This is a genomic window from Pseudomonas sp. Marseille-Q8238 (assembly GCF_965111915.1).
Genome location: NZ_CBCOPI010000001.1, coordinates 1,432,425 through 1,447,053, shown reverse-complemented (window position 1 = coordinate 1,447,053; position 14,629 = coordinate 1,432,425). Strand labels below are relative to the sequence as shown.

Genomic DNA, 14,629 nt, shown 5'->3' with positions numbered 1-14,629 from the left:
ACCGTGACCCGATTTTCCCTCAAACCTCTCCCCCTGCTGGTTCTTGCCCTGGCGCTCGGCGGCTGCGGCTCGCTGATCAGCACGCCTTATCAGCAGCCAGCCGTCAACGTGCCGGCGAACTGGCAGCAACTCGCCGCACAACAGGCCGGCAGCAGTGCCGACTGGTGGAAAGCCTTCGGCGATCCGCAGCTCGATCGCCTGGTGGAACAGGCGCTGGCGCGGAACAACAACCTCGGCAGTACCTTGCTCAACACCCGCCGCGCCCGCCTGCTCGCTGGCCTGGCCCGCGATGCCCAGTGGCCGCAGACCAGCAGCGGCCTCAGCGCCGACCGCACCCGCGCCCTGCGAGGCGAAGGCAGCACCGCCCACAGCTATTCACTGACCGGCTCGGTGCGCTGGGAAGCAGATCTGTGGAACCGCCTCGGCAGCGCCACCGACGCCGCCGAGCTGGAAGCCCTGGCCACCGAACAGGATTACGCCGCCACGCGCCTGTCGCTGATCGGTACCGTCGCCACCCTGTACTGGCAGATCGCTTATCTCAACGAACGCCTTGCCGCCAGTGCCGCCAGCATCGGCTATGCCCGGCAGACCCTGGCGCTGGTTCAGGTGCAGTACGACGCCGGCAAGGCCTCCTCGCTGGAGCTGGCCGAAGCGCGACAGAGCCTGGAAAGCCAGCTCGCCAGCGAAGTGGACCTGCGCCAGCAGCGGGTGGAGCAACGCAACGCCCTGGGGGTTCTGTTCGATGGCGCCACGCCGGTGGAGATGGACGAACCCCGGAGCCTGGTCCAGACCAGCCTGCCGCCCGTCGACGCCGGGCTGCCTGCCTCACTGCTGGCAAGGCGTCCCGACCTGCGCGCTGCCGAACTGCGCCTGCGCAGTTCGTTGAAGAATGTCGACGCCACCCGCGCCAGCTACTACCCGGACCTCAGCCTCACCGGCACCCTCGGCTATTCCAGCGACGCCCTGGGCAACCTGCTGCGCAACCCGGTCGGCGCCCTGGGGGCGGGAATCACCCTGCCCTTCCTGCAGTACCGGCAGATGCAGTTGAACATCGATGTATCGAAGACCGACTACGAGCTGGCCGTGACCCGTTTTCGCCAGACGCTCTACGAAGCCCTGGTCGACGTGGAGAACAACCTCGCCGGACGCCGCCACTACGCCGAACAGGCAGGCATGCGCACGCGCGCGCTGGAGGCGGCGCAGGAGGCCGAACGCATCTACCGCATCCGCTACCAGTCCGGTGCCGAAACGCTGCAGTCCTGGCTCAATGCCCAGGAAACCCGGCGTAGCGCGGAAATCACCCTGGCCGAGAACCACCTCAACCAGTTGCTCAATTTCATCACCCTCAACCAGGCACTGGGCGGCGATGCGCAGGTGCCGGAAGGCTGATAGCGGAGCCAGCAAAACGCGCGCAAATGTCTCGAGCACGTGAGGGGCGTTGGCGTCTCGAGAGGATGGCGGTGCGAGGCAGTTGCAGACATCGCTACGGTGGGCTGAAGCCCACCCTACAAATACTGCACCCCGCGTAGGGTGGGCTTTAGCCCACCAATCGGCGCGTCATGAAACGCAAAGTCGAGCGTCCGCAACTGCCTTAAAGAAGCCTGTTTGAAATACATTCCCATCGCATTCAATGCTTAAAAAGCCCCGAGCAAGCAGGCCTATTGCAGCCGTTCGGTCAGCAGTGATAACGAGGTCGCCACTCGTCGGAGAATGCTTCTCATGGTGAACTCATGTCGTCTTTGCACAGTCCGTGAACGAGGCGCGAGGAACAGGCGCTTCGTTTTTTAGTGTCCGAGGTGCTGTTTTCAGAATGGACTCACGGCGCCCTGGAATCTTTCAGGTCATCTGTGTGAATAAACTATTGCTCTCACTGTTCATCGGTGGCGCGCTTTGCCTGGGCGTCACCAGCGAAGTCAACGCCTCCTTCCGTGTCCACCTCGCCAATGGCGAAATTCGTGACATCACCCCAGCCAAGATCGAAGCCAGCCCGACCCAGGAAGTCCTGGGACGCGCCATGAGCGCACTCGGCAAGCCCTATCGCTGGGGCGGCGCCAGCCCCAAGCGGGGTTTCGACTGCAGCGGCCTGGTCAAATATGCCTTCGACGATGTCGAGGATCTCGACCTGCCACGCACCTCGCGCGAACTGTCGCGCATCGACGGGCCGAAAGTCGCCCGTAATGACCTGGAGCCCGGAGACCTGTTGTTCTTCAAGGTCCGCAGCCGCACTGTCGATCACGTAGCAATCTACCTGGGCGAGGACCGTTTCATTCACGCCCCGCGTCGTGGCAGCAACGTACGCATCGACAAACTCGATAACAGCTACTGGCAGAAGCGCTTCCAGTTGGCACGGCGCGTCATCCCCAACCCGGAAATAGTCGCCAATAACTGAGCCTGCAGCGGGGCACGACTCGTGCCCCGCTGCAGGCTCACGTGACGATGCTCTAGAGCAGGCTCAGGCAACCTTGGCCAACTGTGCACGGGCGGCACTCAGGCCTTTTTCCTGGAACTCGGCCCCCATGTTCAACCCTTCGGCATGGATGAAGGTCACGTCGTGAATGCCGACGAAAGCCAGCGCCTGGCGCAGGTAGGGTTCCTGATGATCCAGCGCACCGCCCACATACAGGCCACCGCGCGCGGTCAGCACATAGGCGCGCTTACCGACCAGCAGGCCTTGCGGACCGGTCTCGGTGTATTTGAAGGTCACCCCGGCACGCAGCACGTGATCGAGCCAGGCTTTCAGTGTGCTGGGAATGGCGAAGTTGTACATCGGCGCAGCCAGGACCAGGACATCAGCGGCAACCAGCTCGGCTGTGAGGAGGTCGGAGCGAGCGGCGGCCGCCTTCTCCACGGCGCTCTGCTGGTCGGCAGGCTTCATCCAGCCACCCAGCAGGTCGCTGTCCAGATGCGGCACCTGTTCGGCGGCCAGATCACGGACCTTGATCGAGTCTTGCGGATTGGCAGCCTGCCAGGTGGCAATGAAGTCGGCCGTCAGTTGGCGGGAGACGGAACCTTCGGTGCGGGCGCTGCTTTCGATAACCAGGACATGGGACATGACGAATTCCTCCATCGGGATGTTGTGCGTCGATGGAGGCAGGTTATGGTGACATTGATCGATAAAAAAGCGTAAAAAATCACCTATATCAATCGACTAATTTGATTTATCAACAACCCCGCATTAGGCTGTTCGCCGTAGCCTGATTACTTCTGCACGCAGGTCAGGCTGATGCGCAGCTTGATGATGTTGCGGGCGAATTTCACCGTCAGGTTACTGGTCTGCCCTGGCGCCAGTTCGGTCCTGCGGGTACGCGGCGCTTCTGGGCCATTGCGGAAGATCGCCGTGCAGCTGGCAGCCTGGCGCCCATAGTTGTAGAGCATGATGGAACCGATATCGCTGTCCACGTCCTGGCCGGTTGCCGACACTTCAGCGCCGTTGAGCTGCTTTTCCACTTCGATGGGATAAGCAAAAGCCGTCAGGGGCAACAGGGCGATCACGGCTATACAGAGTTTTTTCATTGGGCAGTCTCCTTCGAGGGACGACCAGAGTAGAGAAGAGGAAGCGACGATGAAAGCGCCCCGTGTCACGCTGGATCAATGGCGTACGTTGCAGGCGGTGGTCGACAACGGGGGTTTCGCCCAGGCGGCCGAGGCCCTGCATCGCTCCCAATCCTCGGTGAGCTATACGGTGGCACGCATGCAGGAGCAGCTCGGCGTGCCGCTGCTGCGCATCGACGGACGCAAGGCCGTGCTCACTGAGGCCGGTGACGTGCTATTGCGCCGCTCGCGGCAACTGGTCAAGCAGGCCAGCCAGTTGGAAGACCTCGCCCACCACATGGAACAAGGCTGGGAGGCCGAGGTACGCCTGGTGGTGGATGCCGCCTACCCCACCGCACATATCGTCCGCGTGCTCTCCGCCTTCATGCCACAGAGCCGTGGCTGTCGCGTGCGCCTGCGCGAGGAAGTGCTCTCCGGTGTCGAGGAAGTCCTGCTGGAAGGCACGGCCGACCTGGCCATCAGCGGCCTGACCATTACCGGGCACCTGGGTATCGAACTCAGCGCCGTGGATTTCGTCGCCGTGGCCCACCCGGAACACGCCCTGCATCGCCTGCAACGTCCCCTGACCTTCCAGGACCTGGAGGGCCAGATGCAGGTGGTCACCCGGGATTCCGGTCGCAAACAGCCCCGTGACGTCGGCTGGCTCGGTGCCGAACAGCGCTGGACGGTAGGCAGCCTGCCCACCGCCCGCACCTTCGTCAGCAGCGGCCTGGGCTTCGCCTGGCTGCCCCGTCACCTGATCTGTCGCGAGCTCAAGGAAGGCCTGCTCAAGCCCCTGCCCCTGGACCAGGGCGGCAGCCGTTCGCCGCACTTCTACCTATACAGCAACAAGGACCGCGTACTCGGCCCCGCCACACAGATTCTCATCGAGCTGATCAAGAACTTCGATACCGCACCACTCGACGCGCCCTTCGCTGCACCGCTCTCGGCCAACTGAGGATTTCGTCATGTCGTATTTCGAACACGCCGGCTGCCAGATCTATTACGAGGATTACGGCCAGGGCGAACCCATCCTCCTGGTGCACGGGCTCGGTTCCAGCACGCGGGACTGGGAATACCAGGTGCCAGCCCTCAGCGCCGGGCGCAGGGTGCTGGCCATCGACGTACGCGGCCACGGCCGCTCCGGCAAACCGAAGGAGGCCTACAGCATGCAGGCCTTCGCCGGCGACGTGGCAGCGCTGATCGAACACCTCGGCCTGCCGCACGTGCACCTGGTCGGCATCTCCATGGGCGGCATGATCGGCTTCCAGCTCGGTGTCGATCGCCCGGAATTGTTGAAAAGCCTGACCATCGTCAACAGCGCGCCGGAAGTGGTGGCCAGAACCCTCAACGAGCGCTGGCAACTGCTCAAACGCTGGACCCTGGCTCGCCTGTGCAGCCTGGAAACCATCGGCAAGGCCCTGGGCCAGAACATGTTCCCGCGCCCGGAACAGGGCGAACTGCGCGCCAAGGTCGAACAACGCTGGCCGGAGAACGACAAGCGCGCCTACCTCGCCAGCCTCGACGCGATCATCAACTGGAGCGTGCGGGAACGCCTGCACGTCATCACCTGTCCTACCCTGGTGGTCACCGCCGACCGTGACTACACCTCCGTGGACTACAAGAAGAGCTACCTGGGCGAACTGCCCAACGCCCGCCTGGTGGTGATCGAGAAATCACGCCACGCCACCCCGATGGATCAACCCGAACGCTTCAACAGCACCCTGATCGAGTTTCTCGATACCGTCGACAACACCTGAGCCACAACAACAAGGACTTACCATGCTTAAACGACTTGCCCTCGCCGCCTTTGGCCTGCTGCTGACCGCCAACCTGTTTGCCGCCACGCCGAGCGAGAAACCTCACGTCCTGCTCACCACCAGCCTGGGCGAGATCGAAATCGAACTGGAAGCCGACCGGGCGCCGATCAGCGTGCGCAACTTCCTCGGCTATGTGGATGCCGGCTTCTACAACGGCACCCAGTTCCACCGCGTGATCCCGGGGTTCATGGTCCAGGGCGGCGGCTTCACCGCCAGCATGGACGAGAAGGAAACCGAGAAGCCGATCCGCAACGAGGCCGACAATGGCCTGCACAACGTACGCGGCACCCTGGCCATGGCCCGCACCCGCGACGTCGACTCGGCCACTAGCCAGTTCTTCATCAACCACAACGACAACGCCTTCCTCGACCATGGCGGCCGTGACTTCGGTTATGCCGTGTTCGCCAAAGTCGTGCGCGGCATGGATGTGGTCGACAAGATCGCCCAGGTGCCGACCGGCAACCGTGGCATGCACCAGAACGTACCGCGCGAGCCAGTCCTGATCATTTCCGCCAAACGCCTCTGACGCTTGTACCCCATCGCCCCCAACTGCCAGCCCGGCAGTCGGGGGCTGACCGTTTTCTCTCTTCAGGCAGATAGTCCGCCATGTTGTTTCGCCGCTTCGAAGCTCTGATCGACGCCTTCAAACCCAGCCCGGACGTCGAGCCCCCGCAAGGCATCGTGCGCTTCTATCTCCACTATGCGCGCCAAGTCTGGCCGTTGATGCTCGCCGTCCTGGTGATCGGCTTCTTCGCCGCGCTGATCGAAGTGGCCCTGTTCAGTTTTCTCGGGCAACTGATCGACATGACCCAGGCCACGCCGGCCAACGAATTCTTTGCCCAGCACCGCAACGAATTGCTGTGGATGCTGCTGGTGGCACTGGTCTTGCGCCCGTTGCTGTTCGGCCTGCACGACCTGCTCAACCACCAGGCCATCAGCCCCGGGCTGACCAACCTGATCCGCTGGCAGAACCACCGCTACGTGCTGCGCCAGAGCCTGAGCTTCTTCCAGAATGATTTCGCCGGGCGTATCGCCCAGCGAGTGATGCAGACCGGCCCATCGTTGCGCGATTCGGCCATGCAGATCATCGATGCGTTGTGGCACGTAGCGGTCTACGCCGGCAGTGCCCTGTACCTGTTCGCCGAGGCCGACTTGCGCCTGGTGATTCCGCTGTCCGTCTGGATCGTCTGCTACTGCACCGCGCTCTGGTATTTCGTACCGCGCATCAAGAACCGCTCGGCAGCCGCCTCGGCAGCCCGCTCCAAGGTCATGGGCCGGGTCGTCGATGGCTACAGCAACGTGGCCACCCTCAAGCTGTTCGCCCACAGCCGCGTCGAGGAAGGCTACGCCCGTCAGGCCATGGAAGAGCTGCTCGGCAAGATCCGCCTGCAGTCGCGCACCATCACCAGCCTGAACTTCACCATCACCGCCATGAACGGCGTGTTGATCGTCGTCACCGGCGGCCTGGCCCTGTGGCTCTGGAGCCAGGGCCTCATCAGCGCCGGCGCGATTGCCCTGTCGCTGGGCCTGGTAATCCGCATCAACAACATGTCGGAATGGATCATGTGGGTGGTCAACGGCATCTTCGAGAACGTCGGTACCGTGCAGGACGGCATGAGGACCATCGTCCAGCCGCGCCATGTGCTCGACCGCGACAACGCCCCGCCGCTGCGCATCGAACAGGGTGACGTGCGTTTCGACAGCGTGCATTTCAACTACGGCAGCGACAAGCCGGTGATCCAGGGGCTCAACCTGCATGTGCGTCCCGGCGAGAAGATCGGCCTGGTCGGCCCATCCGGCGCCGGCAAGTCGACCCTGGTCAACCTGCTGCTGCGTCTGTACGACCTGCAGAGCGGGCAAATTCTCATCGACGGACAGAACGTCGCCGAAGTCGCTCAGGAAAGCCTGCGCGCCAGCATCGGCGTGGTGACCCAGGACACCGCGCTGCTGCACCGCTCGGTGCGCGACAACCTGCTGTATGGCAAACCTGATGCCAGTGAGGAAGAACTGCAGCGTGCAATTCGCCAGGCGCGTGCCGACGAGTTCATCCCCAACCTGAGCGACAACGATGGCAACCTCGGGCTCGACGCCCTGGTCGGCGAGCGCGGGGTAAAACTCTCCGGCGGTCAGCGCCAGCGCATCGCCATTGCCCGCGTGCTGCTCAAGGACGCGCCGATCCTGATCCTCGACGAGGCCACCTCGGCGCTGGACTCGGAAGTCGAAGCCGCCATCCAGGAAAGCCTCGACGTGCTGATGCAGGGCAAGACGGTGATCGCTATCGCCCACCGCCTGTCAACCATCGCGCGCATGGATCGCCTGGTGGTGATCGAGCACGGGCGCATCATCGAAAGCGGCAGCCACGCCGAACTGATCGAGCGGGGCGGCTTGTATGCCCGGCTGTGGCAGCACCAGACGGGCGGTTTCGTCGGCGTCGACTAACGCTCCGACCAGACCGCCAGCTCATTGCCATGGGGGTCGGCGAACTGGAAGCGCCGGCCACCGGGAAAGCTGAAAATCCCCTTCAGAATCTGCCCGCCATGCGCCCTCACCCGGGCTTCGGTCTCCTCCAGGTCCGTGGCGTACAACACCACCAGCACCGAGCCATTGGCCGTCGAGGCTCGCAACTCGCTGCGGTAAAAACCACCGTCGAGGCGACCATCGTTGAATGCGCAGTAGTCGGGGCCGTAATCGACGAACTGCCAACCGAAGGCGTCCGTGTAAAACGCCTTGGCAGCGGCCAGGTCGCTGGCAGGCAGTTCGAGGTAATCGATCTTGCGGTCTTCGGGCATGTCACCCTCCTTGAGAAAGCGGAACTGCAGGCAGGATACGCCCATGTCGGCGCCCGAGGCAGGCACAGGATGCCCATCACCAATGCCACAGGGGGCGCTGTACGCACCGGGATAATGCGCAGGGCCTGCTGGCGCACCCTGCGACATGGGCACACAGGGTCATGGCACGCCGTCATAAAAAGCCAGCCATAAAAAAGGCAGCCCGAAGGCTGCCTGACATCACACAGAACCGTTTCGATCAGTGCGCCACTGCACCACTGGCACCCAGGCCGGTTTGCGAGCGGACGAACTGCGAGTAGAAGCGTGCACGTTCTTCGGTGGCCGCAGCCGACTTGTCGGTGATCGAGAAGAACCAGATACCGATGAAAGCCACGAGGATCGAGAACAGCGCCGGGTACTCGTAGGGGTAGATCGCCTCGGCGTGACCGAGGATCTGCACCCAGATGGTTGGGCCGAGGATCATCAGGCCCACCGCGGTGATCAGACCCAGCCAGCCGCCGATCATGGCACCACGCGTCGTCAGCTTCTTCCAGTACATGGAGAGGATCAGCACCGGGAAGTTGCAGCTCGCCGCGATGGAGAAGGCCAGGCCGACCATGAACGCGATGTTCTGCTTCTCGAACGCGATGCCGAGGAGGATGGCGAGGATACCGAGGGCCACAGTGGTGATCTTCGATACACGCAGCTCATCCTTCTCGTTGACGCGGCCCTTGCGAAACACGCTGGCATACAGGTCATGGGACACCGCCGAGGCACCGGCCAGGGTCAGGCCCGAAACCACCGCGAGGATGGTCGCGAAGGCCACCGCCGAGATGAAGCCGAGGAACCAGCTGCCGCCCACTGCATTGGCCAGGTGCACCGCCGCCATGTTGTTGCCGCCCAGCAGGGCGCCATTACCGTCCATGAAGGCCGGGTTGGTGCTGACCAGCAGGATCGCGCCGAAGCCGATGATGAAGGTCAGGATGTAGAAGTAGCCGATGAAACCAGTGGCGTAGAACACCGACTTACGCGCTTCCTTGGCATCGCTGACGGTGAAGAAGCGCATCAGGATATGCGGCAGGCCAGCGGTACCAAACATCAGGGCCAGGCCGAGGGAGATCGCCGAGATCGGGTCTTTCACCAGGCCGCCAGGGCTCATGATGGCCTCGCCTTTCGGGTGCACGGCGATGGCTTCGCTGAACAGGCGGGCGAAGTTGAAATCAACGTGTTTCATCACCATCAGCGCCATGAACGAGGCACCGGACAGCAGCAGGACCGCCTTGATGATCTGTACCCAGGTGGTCGCCAGCATGCCGCCGAACAGCACGTAGAGCACCATCAGGATGCCGACCAGCACCACCGCGATGTGGTAGTTGAGGCCGAACAGCAGCTCGATCAGCTTGCCCGCGCCAACCATCTGCGCGATCAGGTAGAACGCCACTACCACCAGCGAACCACAGGCGGACAGGGTGCGGATCTGCGTCTGACCAAGGCGGTACGAGGCGACGTCAGCGAAGGTGTACTTGCCGAGGTTGCGCAGGCGTTCGGCGATCAGGAACAGGATGATCGGCCAGCCAACCAGGAAGCCAATCGAATAGATCAGGCCGTCATAGCCAGAGGTAAAGACCAGCGCGGAAATCCCGAGGAACGAGGCCGCCGACATGTAGTCCCCGGCAATCGCCAGGCCGTTCTGGAAACCGGTGATGCTGCCACCCGCGGTGTAGAAGTCGGAGGTCGAGGTGTTGCGCTTCGACGCCCAGTAGGTGATGTACAGCGTGGCGCCGACGAAAGCGAGGAACATGACGATGGCCGCGGTGTTCAGCGGCTGACGCTGCACATCGCCAGTCAGGGCATCCGCCCAGGTCATGCTGGAAGCGGCCATCAGGCCAAGGGCAGTGAGGATACGGGCGATCATTTCTGCACCTCGTCGAGAATGGCCTTGTTCAGGTCGTCGAACTCGCCATTGGCGCGTTTGACGTAGATGCCGGTCAGGATGAAGGCAGAAAGAATCAGGCCAACGCCGAGGGGAATCCCCCAGGTGATGGGTGAGTCAGGGCTGATACGCGCGCCGAGCAACTGCGGCTCGAAGGCGATGAGCAGGATGAATGCCACATACAGACCGAGCATGATGGCAGATAAGATCCAGGCGAACCGTTCGCGCTTGGCGACCAGTTCCTGGAATTGCGGATTTTGCTCGATCCGCTTGTAGATGCTGTCGTTCATTGTTGTTGTCCTCCGCAGCATGAGTTGCTGGTGAGTTCACTCTAGATGGCCCACAAGCCGGTGACAGACGACCTTAGTCGTAGCAACCGGCCATTCTCGACGAAAGTCTTATAAGCGGCGTTCGCCACGAATCGGGTCGCCAACGCGTGGCCTTCACCCCCTATCGGCGCCGCAACCGACAGCACGCATTCCATCGTGTTAACAGCCGCCACTACACGCCCGGCATCCTGCGCGCTACCCTGTGGTCATTCGTTGGAGAAGATCGTTATGCAGACCGCTTACACCGTGCTCATTCTGTTGATGCTGGTCGGTGTTTCGCGGTTGCTCGGGCGGTTACTGCCTCTCCCGCTGCCGCTGGTGCAGATCCTCGCCGGTGCTGCCCTGGCATGGCCAACCCTGGGTCTGCACGTCGCCCTCGACCCCGAACTGTTCTTGCTGCTGTTCCTGCCACCCCTGCTGTTTTCCGACGGCTGGCGCATGCCCAAGCGCGAGTTGTGGCAATTGCGCGGCTCGATCCTGCTGCTGGCCGTGGGCCTGGTGTTGTTCACCGTGGTCGGCGCGGGCTATTTCATCCACTGGCTGATGCCCGCCATTCCGCTGCCTGCCGCCTTTGCCCTGGCCGCCCTGCTTTCGCCCACCGATGCAGTGGCCGTTTCGGCCATTACCCGCGACCGTCTGCCCGCACCGCTGATGCATGTGCTCCAGGGCGAGGCCCTGATGAACGATGCCTCTGGCCTTGTGACCTTCAAGTTCGCCCTCGCCGCCACCCTGACCGGGATTTTCTCCCTCGCCGACGCCAGCCTGATCTTCCTGCTGGTGGCCGTTGGCGGCCTGGCCGTCGGGGTCGTGCTCAGTTGGCTGCTCGGCTACCTGCGCGCCTGGATGATCCGCCGCGGCTGGGACGAACCCGCACCGCACGTGATGTTCATGTTGCTCCTGCCCTTCGCCGCCTACACGGTCGCCGAGCGCATGGGCGTGTCTGGCATCCTCTCCGCCGTGGCCGCCGGCATGATGCAGAGCCGGCTGGACCTGCTGCCGCGTCAGACCAGCACCCGCCTGCTCAATCGCAGCGTCTGGTCACTGCTGGAATTCACCTTCAACGGCCTGATCTTCCTGATGCTCGGCCTGCAACTGCCGGACATCCTCAAGGCCGTGGTCAGTGAAGAGCACGACCTGTGGCCCGCGCTGCTCTGGCAGGTATTGGAAGTGGTGGCGGTGTTCATCGTCCTGCTGGTGCTGCGCTACATCTGGGTGCAGAGCAACTGGCGCCTGCTGCGCGGCCTGCGGCGGCTGCGAAAACGGCCTACGGACGACATTCCCAGCGATCACCGCTCAGCCTGGCTGCTGACCCTGGGCGGTGTGCGCGGGGCGGTCACCCTGGCAGGTGTACTGTCGATCCCGCTGCTGATCGACAGTGGCCACGCCTTCCCCGAGCGCGACCAACTGATTTTCATCGCCGCCGGGGTGATCCTGCTGTCGCTGGTTACCGCCAGCGTGGCCTTGCCGCTGCTGCTCAAGGGCGTGGTGCCGGAAGACGACCATCAACGCCGCCAGGAGGTTCGCGAAGCCTGGCAACGCACGGCCGAAGCCGCGATCCGCGTGCTCGAAGCGGATGACGAAGGCGCGGGTGTGCCACCGGATGACGCGGCACAGGCGGCGCTGGCCGCCGAAACCAAGGCCCGCATCATGGCCGAATACCGCCGCCAACTGGATGTCTTCAACGACTCGCTGGAAGCCCAGGCGCTGGCCTCGCAGGTCGAGCAACTGGAGGATCGCCTGCGCCTCAAGGCCCTGCGCGCCCAGCGCCTGGAACTCTACCGCCTGCGCCGGGAAGACCTGATTGGCGATATCGCCCTGCGCGAGGTACTGGCCGAACTGGATATCACCGAGGCGACGCTGGGCAAGGTTTCCAACTGAACCACGTGAGCACTCGCCATCGGGGCACCAGACGCCACCTGAAACATACGCTCTCAACGGCGCGGCTACGGTCTAGCAGATGGGCTACAGGCCGGTACTTTCGCGCACTCACGCACTGTCCGCCGCGGCCTGCAATCCGCTAAGATGCCGGGCTTTGCAGCCAAGTGTCCTTCATCACCATGACCCAGCGCTCGCCCTTCCCCGTACTGCCTTACCTGCTTGCCCTGCTCTTTGCCTGTGCAGCACTGATTGCGCTCTGGTACGGCATTGGCCGCCCTGTGGTGCTCCCCGATGCCGCCACCCCGACCCACAAGCTGCAATGTGCGTCGTACACACCGTTTGGCAAACACCAGTCGCCGTTCGACAAGCCACTGAGCATCGACAGCGCGCAAATCGATACCGACTTCACCCAATTGGCCAAACGCTTCGATTGCGTGCGCACCTATTCGATGACCGGCCTAGAAGCCGTGCCTGAACTGGCGCGCAAGCATGGGCTGAAGGTCATGCTCGGCGCCTGGGTCAACGCCAACCCGGTCGACACCCAGACCGAAGTGGATGCCCTGGTGCAGTCCGCCAACGTCAATGCCGATGTGGTGACCGCCGTGATCGTCGGCAACGAAAGCCTGCTGCGCAAGGAAGTCACCGGCAAGCGCCTGGCGCAACTGGTGGGCGAGGTGAAGGCTCAGGTCAAACAACCGGTCACTTATGCCGATGTCTGGGAGTTCTGGCTCAAGCACCCCGAAGTGGCGCCCGCCGTGGACTTCATCACCATCCACCTGCTGCCGTACTGGGAAGATGATCCCAGCGGTATCGAGCAGGCCCTGGACAAGGTTGCCAGCGTTCGCCAGACCTTCGGCAAGACTTACGACAAGGACATTCTCATCGGCGAAACCGGTTGGCCAAGCGAAGGCCGCCAGCGCGAAACCGCCGTGCCTAGCCGGGTCAACGAAGCCCTGTTCATCCGCGGTTTCGTGCACATGGCCGAAGCCAACGGCTGGCACTACAACCTGATCGAAGCCTTCGACCAGCCCTGGAAACGTGAAAGCGAGGGCGCGGTGGGCGGCTACTGGGGGCTGTTCGATGCAGATCGTCAGGACAAGGGCGTACTCGCCGGGCCGGTTTCCAACCTGCCGAACTGGCCATTCTGGCTGGGCCTGAGTGGCCTGCTCGCCGCCGCAGCCCTGGTACTTGGCGGCCGACCAGCCTCATCTCGTGCGGCAGTGCTGCTGCCCGTGACGGCCGCCATCGGTGGCGCCTGCATCGCGGGCTGGGCCGAGCTGGCCACCATCACCAGTCGCTTTCTCGGCGAATGGCTGTGGACAGCGGCCTTGCTGGCACTGAACGTTATCGTCCTGGCGCATGCGGCGCTGGCGCTGTCTGCCCGCCGCGGCTGGCGCGAGCGTCTGTTCGCCTGGCTTGAAGCACGTGGTGGCTGGTGGTTGGCATTCGCGGGATTTGCCGGTGCGGTGCTGATGCTCGGCCTGGTGTTCGATGCCCGTTACCGCAGCTTCCCGAGCATGGCCCTGCTACTGCCAGCGCTGGCCTACCTGTATCGCCCGGTCAGCGGGCCACGCCGCGAGCTCACCCTGCTCATGTGGATCATTGCGCTCGGTATCGTTCCGCAACTGGCTCTCGAAGGCCTGTTCAACCTGCAGGCCATTGGCTGGGCCGCAACCAGCCTGCTGCTGGTGGGTGCGCTCTGGCGCGGAGTAAGCCAGCGCACCTGAGCCTGTTCGAATCCTTGAAATAACCAGGGCTCGCTACGCAGGGTGCACCTGCCACTGCGTAGCGCACCTCCTTCAATACTGAAAAAACCTCAGGCGTGTCAGGCTGCCGCACGGGGCGCACGTACCAGGCGCAAACCCGCCAGCACCAGGGCAAATACCGCCAGGCTCGCGCTGTACAGCACCAACGCCGGCAGCCCGACGATCAGGGCCAGCAGCGCCGTCGCCCAACCAAGGCGCCCCGGGATAACGAAACCCAGCACGGCCAGCGCCAAGGCCGTCCAGGCGATCACCCGAAAGTGGATCAACAGGCCCAGGCTCGAACGCACCTGGCATTCCCAGCGCGCCGCCTCGTCCACACACAGCCCGACCCACTGGCTGTCTTCCATCAGAGCAAAACGCACACCGTAACTGGCAGCCAGCCACAACAGCAGAGCCAGCAACAGGGCAATCAAGGGCACATGGCGCGACATAACGGTACTCCGATAGTCAAAATCGGCGGTCAGCTTAATCCGCTGCTAGGTTTATGCAAGCCACCCCTGTATACGAGGTGATCCCGAATCAGTACAAGTGAACAACTGCCATGTGGAGCCGTCTTATTTCGCCGATAACCCGCATGACAGCTAACCTGCGTTGAATGATCCGC

General features: G+C 63.2%; 14 protein-coding genes. 8 read left to right on the top strand and 6 right to left on the bottom strand.

Features of this window, described 5'->3' with window-relative positions:
* The first annotated feature begins 3 nt into the window (after positions 1-3).
* Together ACWPW0_RS06660 and ACWPW0_RS06655 are read left to right on the top strand one after the other, a co-directional pair.
* On the top strand, positions 4-1,389 hold the full coding sequence (locus ACWPW0_RS06660; protein ID WP_454254797.1) for an efflux transporter outer membrane subunit: 1,386 nt from the start codon (positions 4-6) through the stop codon (positions 1,387-1,389).
* A 460-nt stretch (positions 1,390-1,849) separates the two neighbouring features.
* Entirely contained in the window at positions 1,850-2,389 is a 540-nt protein-coding gene (locus tag ACWPW0_RS06655; protein ID WP_447590284.1) for a C40 family peptidase, read from the top strand.
* Positions 2,390-2,452: 63 nt separating this feature from the next.
* On the opposite strand, the gene ACWPW0_RS06650 is transcribed toward ACWPW0_RS06655, so the two are convergent.
* Together ACWPW0_RS06650 and ACWPW0_RS06645 are read right to left on the bottom strand one after the other, a co-directional pair.
* Positions 2,453-3,052, bottom strand: a complete 600-nt coding sequence (locus ACWPW0_RS06650) for an FMN-dependent NADH-azoreductase (RefSeq protein WP_454254796.1) — start codon at positions 3,050-3,052, stop codon at positions 2,453-2,455.
* 146 nt (positions 3,053-3,198) lie between these two features.
* A complete protein-coding gene (locus tag ACWPW0_RS06645; RefSeq protein WP_447590281.1) occupies positions 3,199-3,513 on the bottom strand; it encodes a 3-phosphoglycerate kinase in 315 nt (104 codons plus the stop codon).
* 49 nt (positions 3,514-3,562) lie between these two features.
* Between ACWPW0_RS06645 and ACWPW0_RS06640 the strand changes: the two genes are divergently transcribed.
* From ACWPW0_RS06640 to ACWPW0_RS06625, 4 genes are all read left to right on the top strand, one after another.
* Complete coding sequence (locus ACWPW0_RS06640; protein WP_447590279.1) at positions 3,563-4,489, top strand: LysR family transcriptional regulator; 927 nt, start codon at positions 3,563-3,565, stop codon at positions 4,487-4,489.
* Between the two features lie 10 nt (positions 4,490-4,499).
* Positions 4,500-5,291: an alpha/beta fold hydrolase gene (locus ACWPW0_RS06635; RefSeq protein ID WP_447590277.1), complete on the top strand. Its 792-nt coding sequence runs from the start codon at positions 4,500-4,502 to the stop codon at positions 5,289-5,291.
* A gap of 22 nt (positions 5,292-5,313) precedes the next feature.
* A complete protein-coding gene (locus tag ACWPW0_RS06630; RefSeq protein ID WP_447590275.1) occupies positions 5,314-5,877 on the top strand; it encodes a peptidylprolyl isomerase in 564 nt (187 codons plus the stop codon).
* 80 nt (positions 5,878-5,957) lie between these two features.
* A complete protein-coding gene (locus ACWPW0_RS06625; RefSeq protein WP_447590273.1) occupies positions 5,958-7,790 on the top strand; it encodes an ABC transporter ATP-binding protein in 1,833 nt (610 codons plus the stop codon).
* On the opposite strand, the gene ACWPW0_RS06620 is transcribed toward ACWPW0_RS06625, so the two are convergent.
* The 3 genes from ACWPW0_RS06620 to ACWPW0_RS06610 all read right to left on the bottom strand — a co-directional run bounded on the left by ACWPW0_RS06620 (position 7,787) and on the right by ACWPW0_RS06610 (position 10,342).
* A complete protein-coding gene (locus ACWPW0_RS06620; RefSeq protein WP_454254795.1) occupies positions 7,787-8,140 on the bottom strand; it encodes a VOC family protein in 354 nt (117 codons plus the stop codon). The two genes, ACWPW0_RS06625 and ACWPW0_RS06620, sit on opposite strands and share 4 nt — an antisense overlap.
* Before the next feature lie 238 nt (positions 8,141-8,378).
* The gene (locus ACWPW0_RS06615) at positions 8,379-10,034 is read right to left on the bottom strand and encodes a cation acetate symporter (protein ID WP_447590271.1); all 1,656 of its coding nucleotides are present in this window, start codon (positions 10,032-10,034) and stop codon (positions 8,379-8,381) included.
* Positions 10,031-10,342 carry a DUF485 domain-containing protein gene (locus ACWPW0_RS06610; RefSeq protein ID WP_447590269.1) on the bottom strand — a complete coding sequence of 104 codons (312 nt, stop codon included), beginning with the start codon at positions 10,340-10,342 and terminating at the stop codon, positions 10,031-10,033. Before ACWPW0_RS06610 ends, ACWPW0_RS06615 begins: the two co-directional genes overlap by 4 nt.
* A gap of 267 nt (positions 10,343-10,609) precedes the next feature.
* Here ACWPW0_RS06610 and ACWPW0_RS06605 point away from each other — a divergent pair, with 267 nt between their 5' ends.
* Positions 10,610-12,259 (top strand): Na+/H+ antiporter, encoded by a 1,650-nt coding sequence (locus ACWPW0_RS06605; RefSeq protein WP_447590267.1) that lies wholly within the window; start codon positions 10,610-10,612, stop codon positions 12,257-12,259.
* Between the two features lie 179 nt (positions 12,260-12,438).
* The gene (locus tag ACWPW0_RS06600) at positions 12,439-13,986 is read left to right on the top strand and encodes a glycoside hydrolase family 17 protein (protein ID WP_454256702.1); all 1,548 of its coding nucleotides are present in this window, start codon (positions 12,439-12,441) and stop codon (positions 13,984-13,986) included.
* A 98-nt stretch (positions 13,987-14,084) separates the two neighbouring features.
* Here the strand turns inward: ACWPW0_RS06600 and ACWPW0_RS06595 are convergent, their stop codons facing one another.
* Positions 14,085-14,456 carry a hypothetical protein gene (locus tag ACWPW0_RS06595; RefSeq protein WP_454254794.1) on the bottom strand — a complete coding sequence of 124 codons (372 nt, stop codon included), beginning with the start codon at positions 14,454-14,456 and terminating at the stop codon, positions 14,085-14,087.
* Positions 14,457-14,629 lie beyond the last annotated feature (173 nt).

Bases quoted from the DNA above. Each gene is read 5' to 3' on its own strand.
- ACWPW0_RS06650 (WP_454254796.1), bottom strand. From the start codon at position 3,052: ATGTCCCATGTCCTGGTTATCGAAAGCAGCGCCCGCACCGAAGGTTCC.
- ACWPW0_RS06645 (WP_447590281.1), bottom strand. From the start codon at position 3,513: ATGAAAAAACTCTGTATAGCCGTGATCGCCCTGTTGCCCCTGACGGCT.
- ACWPW0_RS06640 (WP_447590279.1), top strand. From the start codon at position 3,563: ATGAAAGCGCCCCGTGTCACGCTGGATCAATGGCGTACGTTGCAGGCG.
- ACWPW0_RS06635 (WP_447590277.1), top strand. From the start codon at position 4,500: ATGTCGTATTTCGAACACGCCGGCTGCCAGATCTATTACGAGGATTAC.
- ACWPW0_RS06630 (WP_447590275.1), top strand. From the start codon at position 5,314: ATGCTTAAACGACTTGCCCTCGCCGCCTTTGGCCTGCTGCTGACCGCC.
- ACWPW0_RS06625 (WP_447590273.1), top strand. From the start codon at position 5,958: ATGTTGTTTCGCCGCTTCGAAGCTCTGATCGACGCCTTCAAACCCAGC.
- ACWPW0_RS06620 (WP_454254795.1), bottom strand. From the start codon at position 8,140: ATGCCCGAAGACCGCAAGATCGATTACCTCGAACTGCCTGCCAGCGAC.
- ACWPW0_RS06615 (WP_447590271.1), bottom strand. From the start codon at position 10,034: ATGATCGCCCGTATCCTCACTGCCCTTGGCCTGATGGCCGCTTCCAGC.
- ACWPW0_RS06610 (WP_447590269.1), bottom strand. From the start codon at position 10,342: ATGAACGACAGCATCTACAAGCGGATCGAGCAAAATCCGCAATTCCAG.
- ACWPW0_RS06605 (WP_447590267.1), top strand. From the start codon at position 10,610: ATGCAGACCGCTTACACCGTGCTCATTCTGTTGATGCTGGTCGGTGTT.
- ACWPW0_RS06600 (WP_454256702.1), top strand. From the start codon at position 12,439: ATGACCCAGCGCTCGCCCTTCCCCGTACTGCCTTACCTGCTTGCCCTG.
- ACWPW0_RS06595 (WP_454254794.1), bottom strand. From the start codon at position 14,456: ATGTCGCGCCATGTGCCCTTGATTGCCCTGTTGCTGGCTCTGCTGTTG.